This window comes from Kitasatospora sp. SolWspMP-SS2h (assembly GCF_003259315.1).
In the GTDB taxonomy this organism is placed as follows: Bacteria; Actinomycetota; Actinomycetes; order Streptomycetales; family Streptomycetaceae; genus Kitasatospora; species Kitasatospora fiedleri.
In genome coordinates this window covers 234,484-257,138 of sequence record NZ_QLLT01000011.1, presented here as the reverse complement: position 1 = coordinate 257,138, position 22,655 = coordinate 234,484, and the positions used below count along the sequence as shown (strand labels likewise).

The 22,655-nt window shown below is 74.4% G+C and carries 22 protein-coding genes; 11 read left to right on the top strand and 11 right to left on the bottom strand.

Translation table 11 applies throughout. The annotated features are described in order from the left end of the window. Positions 1-714: M4 family metallopeptidase (locus tag K353_RS16180; RefSeq protein ID WP_146616476.1), on the top strand; the 714-nt coding region annotated here is incomplete at its 5' end. 85 nt (positions 715-799) lie between these two features. Here the strand turns inward: K353_RS16180 and K353_RS16175 are convergent. After that, positions 800-1,129 (bottom strand): DUF3817 domain-containing protein, encoded by a 330-nt coding sequence (locus K353_RS16175; protein WP_111554278.1) that lies wholly within the window; start codon positions 1,127-1,129, stop codon positions 800-802. Between the two features lie 166 nt (positions 1,130-1,295). Here K353_RS16175 and K353_RS16170 point away from each other — a divergent pair, with 166 nt between their 5' ends. The 4 genes from K353_RS16170 to K353_RS16155 all read left to right on the top strand — a co-directional run bounded on the left by K353_RS16170 (position 1,296) and on the right by K353_RS16155 (position 4,521). Beyond that, positions 1,296-2,069 (top strand): DUF2127 domain-containing protein, encoded by a 774-nt coding sequence (locus tag K353_RS16170; protein WP_111554304.1) that lies wholly within the window; start codon positions 1,296-1,298, stop codon positions 2,067-2,069. Between the two features lie 135 nt (positions 2,070-2,204). Beyond that, on the top strand, positions 2,205-2,843 hold the full coding sequence (locus tag K353_RS16165; protein WP_100836316.1) for an AIM24 family protein: 639 nt from the start codon (positions 2,205-2,207) through the stop codon (positions 2,841-2,843). After that, a complete protein-coding gene (locus K353_RS16160) occupies positions 2,843-3,493 on the top strand; it encodes an AIM24 family protein (RefSeq protein ID WP_111554277.1) in 651 nt (216 codons plus the stop codon). Before K353_RS16165 ends, K353_RS16160 begins: the two co-directional genes overlap by 1 nt. A gap of 170 nt (positions 3,494-3,663) precedes the next feature. Next, complete coding sequence (locus K353_RS16155; protein WP_111554303.1) at positions 3,664-4,521, top strand: AIM24 family protein; 858 nt, start codon at positions 3,664-3,666, stop codon at positions 4,519-4,521. Between the two features lie 61 nt (positions 4,522-4,582). Here the strand turns inward: K353_RS16155 and K353_RS16150 are convergent, their stop codons facing one another. The 6 genes from K353_RS16150 to K353_RS16125 form a co-directional block, all read right to left on the bottom strand. Continuing rightward, a complete protein-coding gene (locus K353_RS16150; RefSeq protein WP_111554276.1) occupies positions 4,583-5,770 on the bottom strand; it encodes a cytochrome P450 in 1,188 nt (395 codons plus the stop codon). After that, positions 5,767-6,315, bottom strand: coding sequence for an ATP/GTP-binding protein (locus K353_RS16145; protein ID WP_111554302.1), 549 nt, complete (start codon positions 6,313-6,315; stop codon positions 5,767-5,769). Before K353_RS16145 ends, K353_RS16150 begins: the two co-directional genes overlap by 4 nt. Positions 6,316-6,385: 70 nt before the next feature. Then, positions 6,386-6,781, bottom strand: a complete 396-nt coding sequence (locus K353_RS16140) for a DUF742 domain-containing protein (RefSeq protein WP_111554275.1) — start codon at positions 6,779-6,781, stop codon at positions 6,386-6,388. Continuing rightward, entirely contained in the window at positions 6,778-7,197 is a 420-nt protein-coding gene (locus tag K353_RS16135) for a roadblock/LC7 domain-containing protein (RefSeq protein WP_100836320.1), read from the bottom strand. The genes K353_RS16140 and K353_RS16135 overlap by 4 nt, the downstream gene beginning before the upstream one ends. Then, entirely contained in the window at positions 7,194-8,708 is a 1,515-nt protein-coding gene (locus K353_RS16130; RefSeq protein WP_111554274.1) for an ATP-binding protein, read from the bottom strand. Before K353_RS16130 ends, K353_RS16135 begins: the two co-directional genes overlap by 4 nt. A gap of 43 nt (positions 8,709-8,751) precedes the next feature. Then, positions 8,752-9,729: an MBL fold metallo-hydrolase gene (locus tag K353_RS16125; RefSeq protein ID WP_111554273.1), complete on the bottom strand. Its 978-nt coding sequence runs from the start codon at positions 9,727-9,729 to the stop codon at positions 8,752-8,754. Between the two features lie 190 nt (positions 9,730-9,919). Here K353_RS16125 and K353_RS16120 point away from each other — a divergent pair, with 190 nt between their 5' ends. Then, positions 9,920-10,438: a MarR family winged helix-turn-helix transcriptional regulator gene (locus K353_RS16120; protein ID WP_199528112.1), complete on the top strand. Its 519-nt coding sequence runs from the start codon at positions 9,920-9,922 to the stop codon at positions 10,436-10,438. Positions 10,439-10,617: 179 nt separating this feature from the next. Here the strand turns inward: K353_RS16120 and meaB are convergent, their stop codons facing one another. Next, positions 10,618-11,571 (bottom strand): methylmalonyl Co-A mutase-associated GTPase MeaB, encoded by a 954-nt coding sequence (gene meaB / locus K353_RS16115; protein WP_111554272.1) that lies wholly within the window; start codon positions 11,569-11,571, stop codon positions 10,618-10,620. A gap of 94 nt (positions 11,572-11,665) precedes the next feature. Beyond that, entirely contained in the window at positions 11,666-12,856 is a 1,191-nt protein-coding gene (locus tag K353_RS16110; protein WP_111554271.1) for an acetyl-CoA C-acetyltransferase, read from the bottom strand. Positions 12,857-13,100: 244 nt separating this feature from the next. Between K353_RS16110 and mce the strand changes: the two genes are divergently transcribed. The 3 genes from mce (at position 13,101) to K353_RS16095 (ending at position 19,327) form a co-directional block, all read left to right on the top strand. Further along, positions 13,101-13,535: a methylmalonyl-CoA epimerase gene (gene mce, locus K353_RS16105; RefSeq protein WP_111554270.1), complete on the top strand. Its 435-nt coding sequence runs from the start codon at positions 13,101-13,103 to the stop codon at positions 13,533-13,535. A gap of 350 nt (positions 13,536-13,885) precedes the next feature. Beyond that, positions 13,886-18,289: a hypothetical protein gene (locus K353_RS36560; protein WP_111554269.1), complete on the top strand. Its 4,404-nt coding sequence runs from the start codon at positions 13,886-13,888 to the stop codon at positions 18,287-18,289. A 108-nt stretch (positions 18,290-18,397) separates the two neighbouring features. Next, complete coding sequence (locus tag K353_RS16095) at positions 18,398-19,327, top strand: cellulose-binding protein (RefSeq protein WP_111554268.1); 930 nt, start codon at positions 18,398-18,400, stop codon at positions 19,325-19,327. A 102-nt stretch (positions 19,328-19,429) separates the two neighbouring features. On the opposite strand, the gene K353_RS16090 is transcribed toward K353_RS16095, so the two are convergent. Beyond that, positions 19,430-20,221: an alpha/beta fold hydrolase gene (locus K353_RS16090; protein WP_111554267.1), complete on the bottom strand. Its 792-nt coding sequence runs from the start codon at positions 20,219-20,221 to the stop codon at positions 19,430-19,432. A 96-nt stretch (positions 20,222-20,317) separates the two neighbouring features. Here K353_RS16090 and K353_RS16085 point away from each other — a divergent pair, with 96 nt between their 5' ends. Further along, the gene (locus tag K353_RS16085) at positions 20,318-21,334 is read left to right on the top strand and encodes an ABC transporter ATP-binding protein (RefSeq protein WP_111554266.1); all 1,017 of its coding nucleotides are present in this window, start codon (positions 20,318-20,320) and stop codon (positions 21,332-21,334) included. Between the two features lies 1 nt (position 21,335). Continuing rightward, the gene (locus K353_RS16080) at positions 21,336-22,103 is read left to right on the top strand and encodes an ABC transporter permease subunit (protein WP_100836329.1); all 768 of its coding nucleotides are present in this window, start codon (positions 21,336-21,338) and stop codon (positions 22,101-22,103) included. Positions 22,104-22,110: 7 nt separating this feature from the next. Here K353_RS16080 and K353_RS16075 read toward each other — a convergent pair whose 3' ends face one another. Next, on the bottom strand, positions 22,111-22,422 hold the full coding sequence (locus tag K353_RS16075) for an ATP/GTP-binding protein (RefSeq protein WP_111554265.1): 312 nt from the start codon (positions 22,420-22,422) through the stop codon (positions 22,111-22,113). Positions 22,423-22,655: the final 233 nt, after the last annotated feature.

The following is a 22,655-nucleotide window of genomic DNA, read 5'->3' as shown; positions in this document are numbered from 1 at the left end:
GGCATCCGCAACGACGGCGTCGGCGCGTACAGCCGGGTCCACTACGGCAGCAACTACGTCAACGCGTTCTGGGACGACAGCTGCTTCTGCATGACGTACGGCGACGGCTCGGGCAACACCCACCCGCTGACCGAACTCGACGTCTCCGGCCACGAGATGAGCCACGGTGTGACCTCCAACACCGCGGGCCTGAACTACTCGGGCGAGTCCGGCGGCCTGAACGAGGCCACCAGCGACATCTTCGGCACCCTGGTCGAGTTCTACGCCAACCTGTCGAAGGACAACCCGGACTACCTGATCGGCGAGCTGATCAACATCAACGGCAACGGCACGCCGCTGCGCTACATGGACAAGCCCTCCAAGGACGGCGCGTCCGCCGACTACTGGTCCTCCAGCGTCGGCAACAAGGACGTCCACTACTCCTCGGGCGTCGCCAACCACTTCTTCTACCTGCTGTCCGAGGGCAGCGGCGCGAAGACGGTCAACGGGGTGAGCTACAACTCGCCCACCTACAACGGCTCGACGCTCACCGGCATCGGCCGGGACAAGGCCGCGCAGATCTGGTACCGGGCGCTGACCGTCTACATGACCTCCACCACGAACTACAAGGCCGCCCGCACGGCGACCCTGAACGCGGCGAAGGACCTGTACGGCTCCGGCTCGACCCAGTACAACGCGGTCGCGGCCGCGTGGACCGCGGTGAACGTCAACTGACGCCGACCCGGTAGCAGAGCCCGCGGCGGTCCGGCCTCCCACGAAGAGGCCCGGCCGCCGCGCACCACGTTCCGGGGCGGCCGGGTCAGGCGGCGGCCGGGGTGGCGGCGCCGAGTTCGCCGCGCTCCTCCCGGGCCAGCGTCCGCTCGGCGAAGAAGCCGCCGGTGGGCAGCACCGAGAGCACGAAGAGCAGCAGGGTGCGCTTCGGCTCCCAGCGGCGGGCCTGGTGCGCCTGCACCAGGAACACCAGGTAGAGGATGAACAGCACGCCGTGCACCATGCCCATCACCGGGACGGCGTTGAAGCTGGTGGTGCGCTTGAGCACCGAGCAGACCAGCAGCAGCAGGAACGACAGGCCCTCGGGGCCGGAGACCAGGCGCAGGCGGTGGACGGCGGCGACGCTCTTCACGGGGATTCCTCACGGGGCACGGCACGGCGGACGGCTGGGTTTGTGAACGGATGCACAAGCCGGTCCCATTATCACCGACCCGACACCGGCGCCGACGGCGGACCCCCTATCCTGCTGTGCTGCGCGCGCCCCGACCGTCGGGCCGCGCGGACCCACGGGGGAACACGCCATGCTGAAACGGGACTGGGACCGCCACACCTGCGCCACGCGCGGCCACGTCACCTACGCGCCGGACGAGCCCGAGCTGCGCGAGCGGCTGCGCACCGCCACCGCGGTCGGCACCGCCTGGCGCTGCCTGCGCTGCGGCGACTTCGCGCTCGGCGACCCGCACGGCTCCGGCCCGGCCGGGGACGCGCCGCTGGTGCCGCGCGGCAAGGCCCTGCGCGACCTGTTCATCCTGCGCTTCCTGGCCGTCGAGCGGCTGCTGCGCGGCCTGCTGATCGTGGTCGTCGCCTGGGGGGTGTGGAAGTTCTCCAACAGCCAGGACGCGGTGCGCCGGATCTTCGACGAGAACCTGTCGGTCCTCAAGCCGGTCACCGAGCACTTCCACTGGGACCTGGAGCACTCGCCGATCGTCGACACCATCCGCAAGACCTTCGACTACAAGCACTCCACCCTGGTCTACGTGGCCGCCGCGCTGGTGGCGTACGCGCTGATCGAGATCGTCGAGGCGTTCGGCCTGTGGTGGGGCCACCGCTGGGCCGAGTACCTGACGGTGGTGGCCACCGCCGCCTTCCTGCCGCTGGAGGGCTACGAGCTCAGCGAGCACGTCAGCGTGCTGAAGGTCTGCACCCTGCTGCTGAACGTCGCCGCGGTGCTCTGGATCATGCTCTCCAAGCGCCTGTTCGGCCTGCGCGGCGGCCGGGCCGCGTTCGAGGCCGAGCGGCACTCGGCCTCGCTGCTGGAGGTGGAGGTCTCGGCGGGGGCGCTGCCGCAGCAGGTCTGACCTCCGCCCGCCCGGGGGGTTTCGCCCGATATGCCCGGCTGACGGGTCGTCCGATGTGCGGGTTCCGTACCGAACCGGTACCAGCACGGCCGGTTCCCCTCCCCCGCCGGGGAGGGGCGCGCTAGATTCCCGGACGTGGCACAGTTCCGACTCCAGGGGTCCAGGGTCCTCGCCGTCGATCTCGCCGGGGACACCGTCAAGGCACGCAACGGCTCGATGGTCGCCTACACCGGGCAGATGGGCTTCAAGAAGCTCTCCGGCGGCGGCGACGGCCTGCGCGGCATGGTCACCCGCCGGCTCACCGGCGAGCGCATGGAGGTCATGGAGGTGAAGGGGCAGGGCACCTGCTACTTCGCCGACCGGGCCACCGAGATCAACCTGGTCCGGCTGAACGGCGAGACGCTGTTCGTCGAATCCGACAACCTGCTCTGCACCGAGGCGACGCTGCGCACCGGCACCTCCTTCACCGGGCTGAACGGCATGGCCAGCGGCAACGGCCTGTTCACCACCAAGGTCGAGGGCCAGGGCTGGGCGGCGGTCACCTCGGACGGCCCGGCGGTGATCCTCCGGGTCGGCCAGGGCCTGCCGCTGCGGGTCGACCCGGGCGCGTACATCGCGCACACCGGCAACCTCCAGCGCTCGCTCAAGTCCGGGGCGGGCTGGTCCACCCTGATCGGCGAGGGCGGCGGCGAGGCGATGCAGGTCGAGTTCACCGGCGAGGGCCTGGTCTACGTCCAGCCCTCCGAGCGCATCACGCTGGGAGGCGAGGTCTGATGGCCTTCACCCGGATCAACGGCAAGATGATCTCCGCCCAGGTGGTGCCCGGGCAGCGCGTCCTGTCCCAGCGCGGCGCGATGCTCGGCTACACCGGCGAGGTCTCCTTCCAGCCCAACCTGATGGGCGGCCAGGGCGGCGTGATGTCGATGATCGGCCGCCGGGTCGCCAACGAGGACACCCCGCTGATGACCGTCGAGGGCCACGGCACCGTGATGTTCGGCCACGGCGGCCACCACGTGCACCTGGTCGACCTGGTCGGCGACACCCTGTACGTGGAGGCCGACCGGCTGCTGGCCTTCGAGGGCAGCCTCCAGCAGTCCACCATGTTCATGGGCCAGCAGGGCGGCCTGATGGGCGTGGTGCGCGGCCAGGTGACCGGCCAGGGCCTGTTCACCACCAAGCTCACCGGCAAGGGCGCGGTCGCGGTGATGGCCCACGGCGGGGTGATCGAACTCCCGATCCTCCCCGGCCGGCCCGTCCACGTCGACCCGCAGGCCTACGTCGCGCACCGCGGCGAGGTCACCAACAAGCTCTCCAGCGCGCTCGGCTGGCGCGACATGGTCGGACGCGGCTCCGGCGAGGCGTTCCAGCTCGAACTGTCCGGGCAGGGCACGGTGTACGTGCAGGCCAGCGAGGTGAAGCTCTGATGTCCCACCCCCCGCAGCAGCCCTACGGCCAGCAGCCGTACGGACAGCAGCCCCCGCCCTACGGCCAGCAGCCGTACGGGCAGCAGCCCCCGCCGTACCCGCCGCAGGGGCCCCCGCCCGGGTACTCCCAGCAGCAGTACGACCAGTCCCACCAGGCCACCCAGGCCGGGATGCCCGTCCCCCCGCCGCCCTACCAGGCCGGGCCCGCCGGGCAGTTCGGCGCGCCGGTGTTCCAGCCGCCCGGCGGCGAGGGCCCGCAGGTCTGGGACCCGGGCACGCTGCCCTCGAACGACAACGTCAACCCCTACTGCTTCTCGGTCGACCTGAACGGCGCGTACTACCTGCAGAAGGGCAAGATGATCGCCTACTACGGCGAGATGCGCTTCTCCGGGATCGGCCGCGGCGCGCTCGACCGCGTCCTGGAGCAGAACTTCAACTCCCCGCTGCACGCCGCCGACTGGGTGGTCGCCGAGGGGCGCGGCAAGCTGCTGCTCGCCGACCGGTCGTACGACCTCAACTCGTACGACCTGGAGGACGGCAACCTGACCGTGCGCTCGGGCAACCTGCTCGCCTTCGAGCCCACGCTGCGGCTCAAGCAGTCGATCATCCCCGGGTTCCTGACCCTGATCGGCACCGGCAAGTTCGTCGCCGCGTCCAACGGGCCGGTGCACTTCGTCGAGCCCCCGGTCCGGGTCGACCCGCAGGCCCTGGTCGGCTGGGCGGACTGCCCCGCGCCCTGCCACCACTACGACCACGGCTACCTGCACGGCGTCCTCGGCGGCCTGCGGCACCTGACCGGGATCGGCGGCGCGAGTGGCGAGGAGCACCAGTTCGAGTTCATCGGGGCCGGGCAGGTGCTGATGCAGTCCTCCGAGACGCTGATGGCCGAGCGCTCGGTCGGCGTGGTCGGCGCGGAGCCGGGCATCCCGGGCAGCGGCGTCCCGCACCAGGCCGGCGGCCACCAGCAGGCCCCGAACATCCCCGGGCTGGGCAACCTGGGCGACCTGGGGCGGCGGTTCGGCCTGTAGGACCGGAGGGCGGAACCGGGCGCGCGGGCCTCGCCGCGCCCCCGGTTCCGCGGCCGGCGGCCTACAGCGGCGTGAACTCCACGGGGAGCGAGACGAGCGCGCGGTGGATCGGGCCCGGGCGCCAGAGGACGTCCGCGGTGGGGACGGCGAGCCGCAGGTCGGTGAGGCGGCTGATCAGGTACTCGACGGCGGTGACGGCCATCAGGACGGCGGGCTGGCGGGCCGGGCAGCGGTGCGGGCCGGCGCCCCAGGCGAGGTGGGCGTAGGAGCCGCCGAGGGACTCGCTCTCGGCGGGGGTGAGCACGGCCTGGGCGTTGGCGGAGGCGTAGGAGACCAGGACGGGCTGCTCGGGGGTGAGCGCGGTGCCGTGGAAGACGATCTCCTGCCGGGGGTAGTGCGGGGAGAAGTTGGACAGCGGGGGGTCGTTCCAGAGCACCTCGTTGACCGCGTCGTGCGCGGTCATCGCGCCGCTGTGCAGGGAGCCGGCGTAGCGGTCGTCGGAGAGCATCCGCAGCAGCGCGTTGGCGATCAGGTTGGCGGTGGGTTCGTGGCCGGCCATCAGGGTGAGCGTGATGTGCCGGACGACCTCGTCGTCGGCGAGCCGCGCCGGGTGGCCGAGGAAGGCGGAGATCAGGTCGTGCCGGGGGGCGGTGCGGCGGTCGGCGACCTGTTCGGTGATGACGGCGACCAGGTCGGCGTACGCGGCGGCGGCGCCGGTGGAGGTCTCGAAGGAGCGGTTCATCGCGGTGCTGATCCGGTCGATGTCCGGGTCGGGGACCCCGTACCAGGAGGTGAGGATGAGCAGCGGGAGCCGGTAGGCGTACCGGGCGAGCAGGTCGGCCTTGCCGGCGCCGGCGAACTCGGCGATGAGCTGTTCGGCGACGGCGGCGGTGTCGCGCTGCAGCAGGTGGGGTTCGAGGATGCCGACGCTGTCGGTGATGACCTGGCGGTAGCGGGCGTGCGCGGGGCCGTCGGAGAACAGCGCGGTGGGGCGCCAGCCGAACAGCGGGAGCAGCGGGGAGTCGGCGGGCTGGGTGGCCTGCCAGCGGCGCGGGTCGCGGGTCCAGGTGTCGGTGTCGCGCAGCACCTCCAGGGCGACGTGGTAGTCGGTGACCAGCCAGGCGTCGACGCCGGGGGCGAGTTCGACCGGGGCGAGCGGTCCGCGGTCGCGCAGCCGGGCGTAGTGGGCGTGCGGGTCGGCGGCGAACTGCGCCCCGTAGAGGGCGGTGCGGGCGGTGCGGGGGGTCATGGGGCGGTCTCCTGGGGGAGGCGGTCCAGGACGTGCTCGGTGAGGGAGATCAGCGCGTCGACGCAGCCCTCGCGGGCGCGGGCGTCGCACTCGACCAGCGGGGTGGCGGGGTCGAGGTCGAGGGCGGCGCGGACGGCGTCGAGGGCGATCGGCGGGGTGTCGGGGAAGCGGTTGACCGCGACGGCGTAGGGCAGGCCGGCCTCCTCGACCAGGTCCATGGCGTCGAAGGCGTCGGCGAGGCGGCGGGTGTCGACCAGGACGAGGGCGCCGAGCGCGCCGCGGGCGAGGTCCTCCCAGAGCGGGAGGAAGCGGCGCTGGCCGGGGGTGCCGAACAGGTAGAGGACGAACTCGCCGGCCGACAGGGTGAGCCGGCCGAAGTCGACGGCGACGGTGGTGGCGGTCTTGCCGGGGGTGCGGCTGGTGTCGTCGACCGGGACGCCGGCCGCGGTCATGGTCTCCTCGGTGTGCAGGGTCGGGATCTCCGACAGGGTGCGCACGAAGGTGGTCTTGCCGACCCCGAACGGCCCGGTGACCATGAGCTTCATCAGGATCGGGTCGGTGGGGGGCAGGTAGGCCGGGGCCCCGGGGGGTCCGTCACCGGGGGCGGTGGCGGTGCTACTTGAGGGCGCGAAGTCCACTGAGGAGCCTTTCGGCGAGGTCCCGGTTGACCGGCTGGGCGGAGGGGATCGGCGCGCGGACCGCCAGGGCGCCGCGCTCGGCCAGGTCGGCCGCGACGAAGACGGTCGCGCTGACGGGGAGCCGGAGGTGGGCGGCGGCCTCGGCGAGGGTCAGCGCGCCGGGGCGGACCAGTTCCCATAACTGGCGGTGTTCGCCGCCGAGTCCGGCCGGGAGGTCAGCGGCGGCGTGCAGCACGCTGAGCCGGTCCAGGCGGTGGGCGCCGGCGGCGGCGTCGCGGCCGTGGGTGGCGAGGTAGGCCGGGACGAGCCGGCGGCGGGGGCGCCGCGGGTCCGGGCGCTGCGGGTCCGGGCGCTGGGGGCGGGGGTAGCTCATGTGTGGCTCGCCTCCCGGGCGGGGCTGGCCAGCGCCCGGGCGAGCGCGGCGACCTGGACCTGCATCTGGTAGGCGATGGTGCCGAGGTCGGCGCCGGGGAGCGCGAAGACGGCCAGCGAGGAGTTCTCGCCGGCCGGGGTGACCACGGCGTAGCCGTGCTCGGACTCGACCACGGTCTGGTTGAGCCGGACGTTCTCGGCGCCGGTGAAGGCGGTGGTGAAGGCCCGGGCGGCGGCGTGCAGCGAGGCCGTCATCGCGGCGACCCGGTCGGCGCCGTCCCGGCCGAGGTCGGCGGAGTGGCCGGTGACCAGGCCGTCGCCGGTGGCGATGACGGCGTTCTGCACGCCGGGCAGGTCGAGCAGCGGGATGAGGACCCAGGAGAGGTCCTCGGTGTGGCGGCGGAGCGGGGTGGTCACGGGGTTTCGACTCCTTCGGGTGCGGCGGGTCCTTCGGGGCGGGCGGTGCGGTCGGCGGCGGTGTCTGCGGTGCTGCGGCCGGCGGCGGTGTCGGCGGTGCTGCGGCCGGCGGCGGTGTCGGCGGCGGTGTCTGCGGCGGTGCGGCCGGCGGCGGTGTCGGCGGCGGTGTCTGCGGCGGTGCGGCCGGCGGCGGTGCCGGACTGGAGCGCCGACCAGGCGCTGCGGGCCCGGTCGGGCGTGGTGCCCGCCGGGGCGGGGAGGGCGGACGGGGCGTCCTGCTGCGGGACGCGGGGGGCGCGGCGCTTGCGGGTCGGCAGCGCGTCGCCCGCGTCGAACACCGGGGCGCTCTGGGTGATCGGCCGGGGGGCCAGGGCGGAGAGCGGGGCGGTCGGGTCGGTCAGGGTGAGCAGGTCGGCGGGCAGCCGCAGGATGGCCCGGACCCCGCCGTACGGGGAGGGCTCGACCCGGCAGCCGAAGCCGAACTGGCGGCAGAGCAGGCCGATCACCGCGAAGCCGGCCTGCGGCGGGTCGCCGAGTTCGGTGAGCAGCACCTCGGCCTGGCCGTCGAGCAGTTCGCCGGCCCGTTCGAGCTGGTCGGGCTCCATGCCGACGCCCATGTCGTCGACCACCACCAGGGCGCCGGAGCTGCCCTGTTCGACGGAGACCACGACCCGGGTCTCGGGGTGCGAGTAGGCGGTGGCGTTGCCGAGGATCTCGGCGAGCGCGATGGCGACGGGTTCGGCGGCCCGGGCGGCCACCGCGAGCCGGGGTTCGCGCAGGTGGTTGGTGATCTCGATCCGGGCGTAGCCGGCCACCCGGGACTGCGCGCCGACGCAGAGTTCGGCGAGCGGGGAGTCCTCGCGGGTCATGCCGGGCCAGGCGCCGGAGAGCACGGCGAGGGACTGCACCCGGCGCAGGGTGAGTTCGTTGCGGAAGTCGAGGGCGAGCAGCCGGGGGTCGTCGACGGAGAGCTGGACCTCCTCCAGCAGCGAGCGGACCTGGATCAGCAGCGCCTGGATCTTGGAGGCGGCGCCGCGCAGCGCGGCCCGGGCGGCGGCGTCGGTGCGTTCGCGTTCGGCGAGGGCGGCCCGGACGGCGGCGCTGAGGACGGCGTCCAGGGCGCGGTGCAGCTCCTCCTGGCCGGTGCCGGTGTCGAGCGGGCCGGGGACGGGCGTGCGGGGGTGGGTGAGCGCGGTGGCGGCGGCGGGCAGCCGTTCGTGCGCGAGGTGGGCGAACTCGCGGACGGCGGTGGCCAGTCGGGCCTCGGCGAGGGTCTGCCGGGCCTCGGCGGCGTGGGCCCGGCCCTCGGCCGTTCGGGTGCGCCCCTCGCCGGCGCGGACGCGTTCCTCGGCGGTCCGGGCCCGGACTTCGGCGCCCTGGGCGCGGTTCTCGGCCTCGGTGGCGCGCCGGGCGGCGGCCCGGGCGGTGCGGGCGGCGCGCCGGGCCGACCAGAGCAGGGGGCCTGCGGTCAGGGCGGCACCGGCCAGCAGGGCGAGCACGATCTCGACCATGGGGTCCTCGGGGGGAGTCGTCGCTGGGGCGGGGGACGCTGGTTCAGGCGGTGCGGGCGCGCTGCCGGGCGAGGCCGGCCATCCGGCCGACGACCTCCAGCATGGCGGGCTCGGGGGAGCCGTCGAGGTGCCGGTACTCGGTGCCGATGGTGACCAGCAGCCGCTCGGGGAGGCCGAGTTCGGGGTAGCGGGCCTCGTCGATGACGGCCTGCGCGGCCTCGGCGGCCGGGAGGCCGGCGGCGTGCAGGGCGTGCGCCCGGTCGCGGACGTAGCGCAGGTAGCCGGCGTGGGCGCGCAGGTCGGCGCGGGTGAGCAGCGGGCCGTGGCCGGGGACGACCGTCTCGGCGCCGGTGTCGAGCAGCCGCTCGACGGCGTCGATGACGTTGCCGAGCGGGCCGGCCCAGTGCACGGGGTGGTCGCCGGGCCGGTCGGCGGTGGAGCCGAAGACGATGTCGCCGGTGAAGACGGTGGAGCGGGTGGGCAGGTGGACGATCAGGTCGCCGCTGGTGTGGGCCGGCGGGAGGCTGCTGACCTGCATCGGGATGTCGCCGACGCGCAGTTCGAGCTCGCCGGTGAAGACGGTGTCGGGGACGACCGGCGGGGTGTCGGCCCAGTCGAAGCAGCCGAAGTGCTCGTGCAGGTAGGAGCCGGTGTCGTCGTCCGGGTCGAGGTCCTTCAGCAGGGCGTGCTGCTGCTCGGGGGTGGGCTCGTAGGCGATGTGGTGCAGCGCCTCGCGGGTGGTGATGACCTCGGCCCCGGGGAGGACGCCGGCGCCCCACAGGTGGTCGCCGTTGGCGTGGGTGACCACGATCCGCCCGACCTCGGTGCCGGGGGCGAGGACGGCGCGGGTGCGCTCCAGGAACTCGCCGGCCAGGGTGCGGTCGTACGGGGTGTCGATCCACAGCGCGGAGCCGCCGGCGGTGACCAGACCGCAGTTGGCCAGGCCCCAACCACGTTGCCGCGGCTGCCATGCGTATATACCGTCGGCTATCGAATGGAAGTGCGCGCTCGGCGTCGTCATGGGCGCGATTATGCCCAACTCTGTGTCACCGTTTGACTCCGGTCCCGGAATTGGCCGTGTCCGACTCAACTCGGCCAGACGGGGCAGTGGTTGTCCGTGGACGGAGCGGTCGGCCCGGCGGCCGGGCCGGGGCCGGGGCCCGGGTTGTGAATTCGTACAACATTGAACAACTTCGGCTATACTCGGTCGCATGGACGACTCCGTGACCGAAGCGCCCGCGGCTCCCCCCTCCCGGGGCGGGGAGGCGGACACCCCGTGGCTCGACGCGCGCGAGCAGCGGCTGTGGCGCGCCCACCTGGAGGTCGGCAAGCTCCTCGACCACCAGCTGAGCCGGGAGCTGCAGGCCCACAACCTCGCCATCAACGACTACGAGATCCTGGTGGTGCTCTCCGAGTCCCCGGACCGCCGGATGCGGATGACCGACCTGGCCACCGCCACCCTGCAGTCCAAGAGCCGGCTCTCGCACCAGATCACCCGGATGGAGGCGGCCGGGCTGGTACTGCGCCAGGAGTGCCCGGGCGACCGCCGCGGCCTGTACGCGCACCTGACCGGGCACGGCTGGGAGACGCTGCGCAAGGTCGCCCCGGACCACGTCCGCAGCGTCCGCGCGCACTTCATCGACCGGCTCACCGACGAGCAGCTGGACGCGCTGTACGCGGCCCTGGCCCCGATCGCCGAGCACCTGCGCGGGCTCCGCGGCCGGGGCTAGGGCCCGGACGCCCGCCGCTAGGGCCCGTCTTCACACCCCCGTCTGCCCCACGACGCCTGGCACGCCCTCTCGCCGCACCGGCCGAAAGGCCGAGTACATCCATACGCGACCTTCCACCCGGCACGCCGAGAGCACGCACCAGACGCCGCGGGGCTGCGACGGGGGTGTGAAGACGGGCCCTAGCCGGTGAGTTCGGCCACCAGCCGGTCGGCCGCCGCGTACGGGTCGAGTTCGCCCGCGGCGACCTGCCCGGCCAGGGTGTCGAGGTGCTGGTCGCCGCGCAGGTCGCCGATCCGGGCGCGCAGGGCGGCGAGGGTGATGGCCTCGACCTCCTGGGCGGCCCGGCGGCGGCGGCGGGCGTCCAGTTCGCCGGTCTCGGCCAGCCAGCCGCGGTGCTTCTCCAGGGCTTCGACGAGTTCGTCCAGCCCCTCGCCGCGGGCCGCGACGGTCTTCACGATCGGCGGGCGCCAGTCGCCGGCCTGCCGGGACTCCCCCAGGCCGAGCATGTGGTTGAGCTCGCGGGCGGTGGCGTCCGCGCCGTCCCGGTCGGCCTTGTTGACCACGAACACGTCGCCGATCTCCAGGATGCCCGCCTTCGCGGCCTGGATGCCGTCGCCCATGCCGGGGGCCAGCAGCACGACCGAGGTGTCGGCCTGCGCGGCGATCTCCACCTCGGACTGGCCGACGCCGACGGTCTCCACCAGGATCACGTCGCAGCCCGCCCCGTCCAGCACCCGCAGCGCCTGCGGGGCGGCCCAGGCCAGGCCGCCGAGGTGGCCGCGGGTGGCCATCGAGCGGATGAACACCTCCGGGTCGGTGGCGTGCTCCTGCATCCGCACCCGGTCGCCGAGCAGCGCCCCGCCGGAGAACGGCGAGGACGGGTCGACGGCCAGCACCCCGACCCGCTTGCCGAGCTTGCGGTAGGCGCTCACCAGCGCCGAGGTGGAGGTGGACTTGCCCACGCCGGGCGAGCCGGTCAGGCCCACCGTGTAGGCCCGCCCGCTGTGGGGGGCGAGGGCCGCCATCACCTCGCGCAGTTCGGGCGCGGCGTTCTCCACCAGGGTGATCAGCCGGGCCACCGCCCGGGGACGGCCCTGCCGGGCCTGCTCGACCAGCGTCGCCACATCGGCCATCGGGTTGTGCTCCTCGCAGCAGAAAGACGGACGCCCCGCCGGGGCCGGGTGTCACGGCCTTGGCGGGGGTCCTGGGGGGTCCTGGGGTCCTGGGTCAGCCCTGCGCGGGGACCTTGACGATCAGCGCGTCGCCCTGGCCGCCGCCGCCGCACAGCGCGGCCGCGCCGACCCCGCCGCCGCGGCGCTGGAGCTCCAGCGCCAGGTGCAGCACCACGCGGGCGCCGGACATGCCGATCGGGTGGCCGAGCGCGATCGCGCCGCCGTTGACGTTGACGATCCCGTCGCTGACGCCCAGGTCCTTCGTCGACTGGTGGGCGACGGCCGCGAAGGCCTCGTTGATCTCGATCAGGTCGAGGTCGCCGACCGCCAGCCCCTCCTTGGCGAGGGCGTGCTTGATCGCGTTGGACGGCTGGGACTGGAGCGAGTTGTCCGGGCCCGCGACGTTGCCGTGCGCGCCGATCTCGGCGATCCAGTCCAGGCCCAGCTCCTCGGCCCTGGCCTTGCTCATCACCACGACCGCGGCGGCGCCGTCGGAGATCTGCGAGGAGGTGCCGGCCGTGATCGTGCCGTCCTTGGCGAAGGCCGGGCGCAGCCTGGCCAGGCCCTCGACGGTGGTGTCGGCGCGGATGCCCTCGTCCTGGCTGAACAGCACCGGGTCGCCCTTGCGCTGCGGGATCTCCACCGGCACGATCTCGGCCTCGAAGACGCCGTCGGCCTGGGCCTTGGCGGCGCGCTGGTGGGAGGCGGCGGCGATGGCGTCCTGCACGTCGCGGGCGATGCCGAGCCGGGTGTTGTGCTTCTCGGTGGACTCGCCCATCGGGATGTTCTCGTAGGCGTCGGTGAGGCCGTCGTGCGCCATCGCGTCGAGCATCTCGATCGCGCCGTACTTGAAGCCCTCGCGGGACTTGGGCAGCAGGTGCGGGGCGTTGGTCATGGACTCCTGGCCGCCGGCCACCACCACGTCGAACTCGCCGGCCCGGATCAGCTGGTCGGCCAGCGCGATCGCGTCCAGCCCGGAGAGGCAGACCTTGTTGATCGTCAGGGCGGGGACGTTCATCGGGATGCCGGCCTTGACCGCCGCCTGCCGGGCCGGGATCTGGCCCGCACCGGCCTGGAGCACCTGGCCCATGATCACGTACTGCACCTGCTCGCCGGTGATCCCGGCCCGCTCCAGCGCCGCCTTGATCGCGAAGCCGCCCAAATCGGCGCCGGAGAAGCCCTTGAGCGAGCCGAGCAGCCGGCCCATCGGGGTACGGGCACCTGCGACGATCACAGAAGTAGTCATGGACGAGCCCCTTCGCGCGTCGGACCAGAGGGTACGGGGATGCCGTCAATGTACTGACCGGTCACCTCTGCGTCACCGCCGCGGTGATGTGATCAGCGCTACTGGCACCCTCCAGTGAACACCGTGCCGGAACCGCGCCGGAACGTGTGAGCAGGCTCGCAGCGCGGCCCGCTGGCGCCCGGTCGCCGGGATGCGCTGCACTGGGTGCCATCCCTCACCGTCCCGCCCCTTTCCGGAGGACACCGTGCTGACCCGCATCGACCACATCGGCATCGCCTGCTTCGACCTGGACCGGACGGTCGATTTCTACCGCTCGACGTACGGCTTCGAGGTGTTCCACACCGAGGTCAACGAGGAGCAGGGCGTCCGCGAGGCCATGCTGAAGATCAACGACACCGGGGACGGCGGGGCCTCCTACCTTCAGCTGCTGGAGCCGACCCGGGAGGACTCGACGGTCGCCAAGTGGCTGGCCAAGAACGGCGAGGGCGTGCACCACATCGCCTTCGGGACGGCCGACGTGGACGCGGACGCGGCGGCGGTCGCCGGCAAGGGCGTGCGGGTGCTGTACGACGAGCCGCGGCGCGGGTCGATGGGCTCGCGGATCACCTTCCTGCACCCCAAGGACTGCGGCGGCGTGCTGACCGAACTGGTCACCGCGGCGGACCCGTCCGCGCACTGACCGGTTCCGGCGCGGAGCGGGCCCGGGGACGGGCCCGGGGGCGGGCCGACCGGTAACGAACCGGCCGGTAACTTCCGAAAAGGACCTCGCCCCCATTCCCCCGGGAGCGGCTCCCACTACAATGCCCAGGTGCGCTGGTACCACCGGTCCGCGCACCGCAGGGGAGTCCACGACGCGGGCACGGCCGGACGGTCGCCGTTCGGATCTGTCACCATTCTCCAGAGGCACCATGTCGCTCACGAGTCCACCCGGACGGCCGAGCGATTGCAAGGACCAACCGATCCGCCCGTGGACCACGGAGCGGAACGGCCCGGTCGAGGACGCGACCAGGAGATGGATGGGACCGCGGAGTGCGGGGCTACGACCGCTACGAGGTTGAGGATCACCTCTCCAAGTTCGAGGCCGAGCTGGAGAAGGCCCGCAAGGAGCGGGACAAGACCATCGAGCACGCCGACGACCTCGCCTACCAGGTGGAGGTGCTGCGGGCCAAGCTGCACGAGGCCCGTCGGCAGCTCGCCCAGCCGCGCGCCTTCGACTCCGTCTCCGGCCAGGCCGAGCAGGTCCTGCGCAACGCCGAGATGCAGGCCGAGGCGCTGCGCGCGGACGCCGAGCGCCAGCTGCGCGAGTCCCAGGCCGCCACCCAGCGGATGATGGCCGAGGCCGCCGAGCGCACCGCCCAGCTGGAGGCCGAGTTCAACGCCCGGCGCCGCCGGCTGGAGGAGGAGCTCGCCGAGTTCCGGGCCGCCGCCGAGCGCCACGTCAACGAGAACGTCAACTGGGCGGAGCAGACCCGCGCCGGCACCGAGCAGGAGGCCCAGCGCCTGCTCCAGGAGGCCCGCGCCGAGGCCGACCGGATGATGGCCGCCGTCCGCGCCGAGGCCGCCGCCCTCGCCGACCAGGCCCGCGCCCAGACCGCCGCCGACGTCGACGCCGCCCGCGGCGAGGCCCAGGCCCAGGCCGAGGCCGCCCTGCTGCGCGCCCAGACCGACGCCGAACGCCTGCTGCGCGCCGCCTCCGAGCAGGCCCAGCAGACCGGCGCCCAGGCCGAGGAGCACCGCGCCGCCGCCCTCACCGCCGCCCAGCAGGAGCTGGCCGGCGCGCACGCCGCCGCCCAGCAGAAGCTCGCCGCCGCCGAGGCCGAGATCACCGCCCTCAAGCGGCAGGCCCTCGCCGACCAGGAGCGCGCCGAGGCCGCCCTGGGCGGCGCCCAGGCCGAGATAGAGCGGCTGCGCGCCGAGGCCCTGGCCGAGACCGAGCGGGCCCGCGCCGAGGCCGCCCGGATGCGCGAGGAGGCCACCGCCGCCGCCCAGCGCCTGCAGGCCGAGGCCACCAGCGAGGCCGAGCGCAAGGTCGCCGACGGCGCCGCCGCCAGCGAGCAGCGCTCCGCCACCGCCCGCGCCGAGATCGCCAAGATGGTGGCCGCCGCCACCCGCGAGGCCGACCTGATCCGCTCCGCCGCCGCCACCGTGCAGGCCGAGGCGGACGCCGCCAAGGCCGCGGCCCGCGAGGAGAGCGAGCGCCTGCGCGGCGCCGCCGAGTCGGTCGCCACCCAGCTGCGCGCCGAGGCCGAGGCGGAGATCGCCGAACGCCGGGCCGCCGCCGAGGCCGAGGCCGCCCGACTGCGCGAGCAGGCCGCCGCCGAGGCCGACCGGATCCGCGCCGAGGCCGAGGACGCCGGCCGCGCCGAGGGCGCCAAGGACGCGGCCCTGCGGCTGGCCCGCGCCGCCAAGCAGGCCGAGGAGGTGCTCGCCCGGGCGGGCACCGACGCCGAGACCACCCGCGGCGAGGCCGCCGCCGAGGCCGACCGGCTGGTCGAGCACGCCAAGTCCGAGGCCGGCACCCTGCTGGAGCAGGCCCGCGAGGCCGTCGAGCAGGCCCAGAACACCGCCATGGAGGACGCCGCCTCGATCCGCGAGCAGCTGGAGCGGATGCAGGCCGAGGCCGCCCTGGCCCGCGAACAGGCCGAGGAGCAGCGCTCCGCCGCCGAGGCCGAGGCCGAACGGGTCCGGGCCGAGGCCCGCCGCCAGGCCGCGGTGCAGATCGAGGAGTCCGCGAAGCAGGCCGAGGAGCTGCTGACCAGCGCCAAGTCCGACGCGGACGCGCTGCGCTCCGGCGCCGGCGAGGAGGTCGAGCGGCTGCGCGCCGAGACCCGCGAGCAGGCCGCCGCCGTCCAGGGCCGGGCCGAGCAGACCCTGACCCGGGCCCGCGCCGAGGGCGAGAAGATCACCGCCGCCGCCGAGCGGGCCCGCGCCGAGAAGCTGGCCGCGGCCGAGGCCGCCGCCGAGGAGACCCGGGCCGCCGCCGAACGGGACGTCGCCGAACTGCGCGAGCGGGCCGCCGCCGCGGCCGAGACCGTCCGCGCCGAGGCCGACGCCGCCGCCGAGGCACTGCGTGCCGACACCGCCGAGTGGGCCGAGCGCCACCGCGCCGAGGCCGAGCAGGCCGCTCGGGCCGCGCGCGCCGAGGCCGAGGAGGCCGGCCGGGCCGCGCGCGCCGAGGCGGAGCAGGCGGCCCGCGCGGTCGCCGAACGGGCCGAGGCCGACGCCCTGGCCCTGCGCGAGGAGGCCGCCGCCGCCCGCGAGGCCGCCCGCGCCGACCTGGAGCGCGACCAGGCGCTGACCGCCGAGAAGCTGGCCGGGGCCACCGCCATCCGGGAGGCCGCCGACGGCGAGGCCGAGCAGGTCCGCGAGGCCGCCCGCACCGAGGCCGCGGCGCTGCGCGAGAGCGCCGCCACCGACGCCGCCCTGGCCCGCGCCGACGCCGAGCAGGACGCCCAGCGGCTGCGCGCCGAGGCCGAGCAGGCCCTGGCCGCCGCCCGCACGGACGCCGCGGCGCTGGGCACCGAGGCCGCCGCCGACCGGACCGAGGCGGCCCGGCTGCGCGAGGAGGCCGACGCGTACGACCGCGAGCTGCGCGCCGCCGCCGAGCGGGAGACCACCGAACTGCGCGCCGCCGCCGAGCGGGAGACCACCGAACTGCGCGCCGCCGCCGACCGCGAGACCACCGAGCAGCGCGAGGCCGCCGAGGCGTACGACCGCGAACTGCGGGCCGCCGCCGAGCGGGAGACCACCGAACTGCGCGCCGCCGCCGAGCGGGAGAGCGCCGAACTGCGCGAGAGCGCGGAGACGTACGACCGCGAGCTGCGCGCCGCCGCCGAGCGGGAGACCGCGGAGCTGCGCGAGCGGGCCGAGCACGCCGCCGAGCAGCTGCGGGCGAACGGCGAGGCGCGGGCCGCCGAGCTGGTCGCGGCGGCCGAGCAGGAGGCCGCCGAGGTCCGCCAGTCGGTGGCGGGCATGCACGAGAAGGCCACCGGGCAGATCGCCGAGCTGCGGGCCGTCGCGGAGCGCGAGAGCGCCGAGCTGCGGGCGGCCGCCGAGGCGTACGACCGCGAGCTGCGGGCCGCCGCCGAGCGGGAGAGCGCCGAACTGCGGGCCGCGGTGGCCGAGTTCGTGCAGCAGCAGCGCGCCGAGGCGGAGGCCGCCGGGCAGCGGGTGCTGGCCGAGGCGGAGGAGCTCGCGGCGTCCGCGCTGGCGGACGCCGAGGAGCGGTCGGCCGCGCTGCGGTCGGACGCCGAGGAGTACGCGCTGGCGACCCGGACGCTGGCGGAGGAGTTCGACGCGGACATCCGCCGCCGGGCGGAGTCCTTCGACCGGGAGATCCGGGAGGCCGCCGAGTCGTACGACAGGGCGACCCGCGAGCAGGCGAAGTCGGTGCTGGAGCGGGCGTTCGCGGACGCCGAGCAGCTCGGCGAGCAGGCCCAGGCGGAGGCGCTGGCGGTGGCCGCGGCGGCCGAGGAGCAGTCCGACGCGATGGTGTCGGCGGCCCGCCAGGAGGCGGAGCGGCTGCGCGCCGAAGCCGAGGCGCGGGGCAAGGCCGAGGTGGAGAAGGCCCGTTCGGACGCGGACGCGCTGCTGTCGGAGGCCCGGCGGGACTCCACGGCGATCCGCGAGCGGGCCGAGGAGTTGCGCGAGCGCACCGACGCCGAGATCGAGGCGCTGCACGAGCGGGCCCGCAAGGAGAACGCGCAGGCGATGAAGTCGGCCGGCGAGCGGGTGGACGCGCTGGTGACGGCGGCCCAGGAGCAGCTGACCGAGGCCGAGGAGCAGGCGCAGGCGCAGGTCGCGGAGGCCGAGGAGCGGGCGGCGGAGCTGATCGCGGCGGCCGAGGCGCGGGCGTCCGAGCTGACCTCGGAGGCGTCCGCGGAGGCGGGCCGGGTGCGGATCTCCGCGGTGCGCAAGGCGGAGACGCTGCTCAAGGAGGCCGAGAACAAGCTGGCGGACTCCACCACCCGCGCCGAGGCGCTGATCATCAAGGCGGAGGCGAAGCTCAAGGCCGCCGAGATGGAGTCGGAGGAGCAGCTGGAGGCGGCGGCCGACGAGGCCGCGTCGCGGCTCAAGCGCGCCGACGAGGAGGCCGAGAAGCGCGTCCGCCGGGCCGGTTCGGACGCCGAGGAGCAGGTGCGGCTGGCGGCCGAGGAGGCGGAGCGGATGCTCGCCGAGGCGAAGTCCGAGGCCAAGCGCGTGACCGACGAGGGCCAGCGGGAGTTGGACGAACTGGTCCGTCGGCGCAAGGACATCAACACCGAGATCTCTCGGGTCCAGGACGTGCTGTCGGCGTTGGAGGCGTTCGAGGCGCCCGCTCCGGCGGTGCACGGCAGCGGGGGAAGCAAGAAGGACGGAGGGCCCAAGGCAGGTGCCGGAGTGGGCTCTCCGCGGTCGTCGGGCAATCGCCCCGGGGGCGCGCCACCCGATTGAGCGGACATTGTCCGCGAACCGACGGCGTTTCGCCGTTGACACTCCGGTACCGTGTCAGGATTCCCTCAACCATCTCAGCGGTTTGACGACAGGAAGCCCAGAAATCCCATGAGCGACAGTCACTCCCCGCACGGCTTCGACCTGGTACGCCGTGGGTACGAGCGCGCCCAGGTCGACGAGCGGATCGCCAAGCTGGTGGCCGACCGAGACAGCGCGCTCTCCCGGATCAGCGCGCTGGAGAAGCGCATCGAGGAACTCCACCTGGAGACCCAGACGGCCCAGGCCGCGGTCACCGACGCGGAGCCCTCGTACGCCGGTCTCGGTGCCCGCGTCGAGAAGATCCTCCGCCTCGCCGAGGAGGAGGCCAAGGACCTGCGCGACGAGGCGCACCGCGCCGCCGAGCAGCACCGCGAGCTGGCCGAGGCCGCCGCGCAGCAGGTCCGCACCGAGGCCGAGAACTACGCCAAGGACCGCAAGGCCAAGGCGGAGGACGAGGGCCTGCGGATCGTCGACAAGGCCAAGTCGGACGCGGCGCAGCTGCGGGCCGAGGCCAACAAGGACGCGCAGAACAAGCGCGAGGAGGCGGACGCCCTCTTCGAGGAGACCCGCACCAAGGCCGCCCAGGCCGCCCTGGAGTTCGAGACCAACCTGGCCAAGCGCCGGGAGCAGTCGGAGCGCGACCTGGCGGCCCGTCAGGCCAAGGCGGAGAAGCGGCTGGCCGAGATCGAGCACCGCGCCGAGCAGCTCCGCCTGGAGGCGGAGAAGCTGCGCACCGACGCGGAGCGCCGTTCCCGGCAGACCATCGAGACCGCGCAGCGGCAGGCCGAGGACATCGTGGCCGACGCCAACGCGAAGGCCGACCGGGTCCGCAGCGAGTCGGAGCGCGAGCTGGCGGCGCTCACCAACCGCCGCGACTCGATCAACGCCCAGCTGACCAACGTCCGCGAGATGCTGGCCACGCTGACGGGCGCCGCGGTCGCCGCGGCCTCGCTGCCGAACGACGACTCGATGGGCGTGCCGGCGCAGCAGTCGCGCTGACGCCCCGTCGCCCGTGTCGGGACACCGCTGAAGTCCTGAAGTGCCCGGAGGGGCCCGGAGCTCTCGCTCCGGGCCCCTCCGGCGTTCCCGGCGGACCGGCGGCTACCTGACGCGCTTGAGCAGGGCCCGGACGGCGGCGTTGAAGGTCTCGGGGGCCTCCAGCGAGGAGAGGTGGCCGACCGCGGGGATGACGGTCAGTTCGGCGTCGGAGAGGGCCTCGGCCATCATCCGGGCCTCGCTGAGCGGGGTGACGGTGTCGAGTTCGCCGACGATGACCGCGGCGGGCACCTCCAGGGCGGCCAGTTCGTCCAGCGAGTCGGGGCGGGCGGCCATCGCGCGCTGCGCCCAGGCGACCGCGGCCGGGCTGGCCCCGGCGATCATCCGGCGCACCGCGTCGACGAGTTCGGGGTCGGTGCCGGGGGCGAGCAGGTTCTCCGCCGTCCGCTCCTCGGTCAGCAGGTCGACGCTGCCGCGTTCGAGGACGGCGGCGGCGATCCGCTCCCGGTTGGCGCGGGCGGCGTCGGTGTCGGTGGTGGCCTTGGTGTCGGCGAGGACGAGTCCGGCCAGCCGCTCGGGGTGGCGGCGGGCGAAGGCCATCGCCACGTAGCCGCCCATCGACAGGCCGCCCAGGACGGCCTGTTCGACGCCGAGCGCGTCCAGCAGGTCGGCGAGGTCGTCGGCGGCGGTGTCCAGCGACGGCGGTCCCTCGCCGAGCGGGGCGGTGCCGAAACCGCGCTGATCCGGTGCGACGACCCGGGCGTCGTCCCCGGCCGGACCGGGTACGCGCTCCAGTTGGACCTCCCACATCCGCGCGGAGAGCGGGAAGGCGTGCAGCAGGACGAGCGGGGTACCGGTGCCGTTCTCGCGGACGGCCGGCGCGCTGGGCGAGGTCATGGTTCCACCGTAGGGCCCGGGGGGCGCGCGCCGGACGCAGGTTGTCCGGTTGATCCGCTTTTTGCCATAACCTGGCCGCAGACCAAGGAGAGGTACATGATCGAGTTGCATCACCTGACGAAGCGTTATGGTGACAAGTTGGCCGTGGACGATCTGAGCTTCCGGATCCCGGAGGGCGTGGTGACCGGCTTCCTCGGCCCGAACGGCGCCGGGAAGTCCACCACCATGCGCATGATCCTCGACCTCGACCACCCGACCGGCGGCGAGGTCACCATCGACGGCAAGCGCTACGCCGAGATCCAGGACCCGCTGCGGCAGATCGGCGCCCTGCTGGAGGCGAAGGCCGTGCACCCGGGCCGCACCGCCTACGACCACCTGCTCTGGCTGGCCCAGTCCAACCGGGTGCCGCGCGCCCGGGTCGACGAGGTGCTCGACCTGGTCGGCCTGAGCGCGGTGGCGAAGAAGCGCGCCCGCGGCTTCTCGCTCGGCATGGGCCAGCGGCTGGGCATCGCCTCCGCCCTGCTGGCCGACCCGCAGACCCTGATGTTCGACGAGCCGGTGAACGGCCTCGACCCCGAGGGCATCCTGTGGATCCGCAACCTGATGAAGCGCCTGGCCGCCGAGGGCCGCACGGTGTTCGTCTCCTCGCACCTGATGAGCGAGATGGCGCTGACCGCCGACCACCTGGTGGTGATCGGCCGCGGCCGGCTGCTCGCCGACCTGCCGATGGCCGAGTTCATCAAGCGCAACTCCCGCTCCGCGGTCCGCCTGCGCTCCCCGCAGCCGGAGCGGCTGCTGGACGTCCTGCACGGCGCCGGCCTGGCCGCCGAGCCCGGCCCGGACGGCTCCTGGGAGGTCGTCGACGGCGATCCGGCGGCCCTCGGCGAGCTGGCCGCCGCGCAGGGCGTCACCCTGCACGAACTGAGCCCGCAGCAGGCGTCGTTGGAGGAGGCGTTCATGCAGATGACCGCCGAGTCGGTGGAGTACCGCACCGGCGGGCACCCCGGCGCCCCCGCCGCACCCGGCACCCCCGCCGGACCCACCGAACCCACCGCTCCCGCCCCCGCCTGGGGCGCGGGCTGGAACGACCGCCCGTCCGGGAAGGAGAGCTGAGATGGCCGCGTTCCCCGCCGTCGCGCAGTCCGAGTGGACCAAGATCCGCAGCGTCCGCTCCACCGTCTGGACGCTCGCCGCGGCCTTCCTGGTCACCCTGGTCGTCGGCGCCCTGCTGTCGCTGGTGACCAAGAACAACTTCGCCGACGTCACCAAGGACTCCACCACCCCGTTCGACGCCACCGGGACGGCCTTCGCCGGGATCATGCTCGGCGAGCTGGCGATCGTGGTGTTCGGCGTGCTCGCGGTCGGCAACGAGTACAGCAGCGGCATGATCCGGGTCTCGCTGGCCGCCGTCCCGCAGCGCGGCACCCTGCTGGCCGCCAAGGCGGCGGTGGTCGGCGCGCTGGCCCTGGCGGTCTCGCTGGTGACGGCGTTCGTCACCTTCTTCGCCGGCCAGGCGATGCTGGGCGAGCACCGCACCACGCTGGGCGAGCCGGGCGTGCTGCGGGCGGTGTTCAGCGCCGCGCTCTACCTGACCCTGCTCTGCCTGTTCTCGGCCGGCGTGACGGTGCTGCTGCGCAACCAGACCCTGGCGCTGGGCATCCTGGTGCCGTTCTTCTTCCTGCTCTCCCCGATCCTCTCGGTGGTGCCGAAGGTGAAGAACGTCGCCCACTACTTCCCGGACTGGGCCGGCTCCCGGTCGCTCCAGGTCTACCAGCCCGCCAGCCAGCCGTACGGCCCGTGGACCGGCCTGCTGATCTGCGCGCTGTGGACGGCCGCCGCGCTGCTCTGCGGCTACCTGGTGCTGAAGCGGCGGGACGCCTGACCCGCCGTCAGTACTTCGGAGCGCCGCGGCCCCGCAGGACGTTGGAGCCGCGGCGCTCCCGCGCTCCCCAGCAGGCCCGGTGCCAGTGCCGCCGGTCGTCCACGCCGCCGTGGTCGGGCCAGGCCACCACGTGGCCGACGCCGGGCGGGATCTCCTGGTCGCAGCCGGGGCAGCGGTAGTGGCGGCCGGCGGTGCCGGCCACGGTCTGCACCACCCAGTCCTCGCCCCGGTACGCCTCCACCCGGCGCAGCGAACCGCCCGTCGGTGCGGCGCTGCCGCGGTCGTCGGGCTTCTCGATCCGGTTGCGGCGGGGTGACACGTGACGACCTCTCCATCGGCGCGCTGTCCCTCCAGGGTAAGGGGCACCCCGGGGCCGTTCCCAGCCGGTGACCGGAGGGTCGCGCGCCGCGTCGCACCCGGTGGCGCCCCGGGGTTCCCGGGCGTCCCGCCGGTCCCGTCCGCCCCAATAGCACGGAGCGGTGGGCGGGCGCCGGGGTTTCCGGGGTAATCCACCCTTTCCTCCAGCAAATCGGGGGTTCGGCGTGCCATTGG

Bases quoted from the DNA above. Each gene is read 5' to 3' on its own strand.
- K353_RS16160 (WP_111554277.1), top strand. From the start codon at position 2,843: ATGGCCTTCACCCGGATCAACGGCAAGATGATCTCCGCCCAGGTGGTG.
- K353_RS16155 (WP_111554303.1), top strand. From the start codon at position 3,664: ATGCCCGTCCCCCCGCCGCCCTACCAGGCCGGGCCCGCCGGGCAGTTC.
- K353_RS16150 (WP_111554276.1), bottom strand. From the start codon at position 5,770: ATGACCCCCCGCACCGCCCGCACCGCCCTCTACGGGGCGCAGTTCGCC.
- K353_RS16145 (WP_111554302.1), bottom strand. From the start codon at position 6,315: ATGAAGCTCATGGTCACCGGGCCGTTCGGGGTCGGCAAGACCACCTTC.
- K353_RS16140 (WP_111554275.1), bottom strand. From the start codon at position 6,781: ATGAGCTACCCCCGCCCCCAGCGCCCGGACCCGCAGCGCCCGGACCCG.
- K353_RS16130 (WP_111554274.1), bottom strand. From the start codon at position 8,708: ATGGTCGAGATCGTGCTCGCCCTGCTGGCCGGTGCCGCCCTGACCGCA.
- K353_RS16125 (WP_111554273.1), bottom strand. From the start codon at position 9,729: ATGACGACGCCGAGCGCGCACTTCCATTCGATAGCCGACGGTATATAC.
- K353_RS16120 (WP_199528112.1), top strand. From the start codon at position 9,920: ATGGACGACTCCGTGACCGAAGCGCCCGCGGCTCCCCCCTCCCGGGGC.
- meaB (WP_111554272.1), bottom strand. From the start codon at position 11,571: ATGGCCGATGTGGCGACGCTGGTCGAGCAGGCCCGGCAGGGCCGTCCC.
- K353_RS16110 (WP_111554271.1), bottom strand. From the start codon at position 12,856: ATGACTACTTCTGTGATCGTCGCAGGTGCCCGTACCCCGATGGGCCGG.
- K353_RS16095 (WP_111554268.1), top strand. From the start codon at position 18,398: ATGAGCGACAGTCACTCCCCGCACGGCTTCGACCTGGTACGCCGTGGG.
- K353_RS16090 (WP_111554267.1), bottom strand. From the start codon at position 20,221: ATGACCTCGCCCAGCGCGCCGGCCGTCCGCGAGAACGGCACCGGTACC.
- K353_RS16085 (WP_111554266.1), top strand. From the start codon at position 20,318: ATGATCGAGTTGCATCACCTGACGAAGCGTTATGGTGACAAGTTGGCC.
- K353_RS16080 (WP_100836329.1), top strand. From the start codon at position 21,336: ATGGCCGCGTTCCCCGCCGTCGCGCAGTCCGAGTGGACCAAGATCCGC.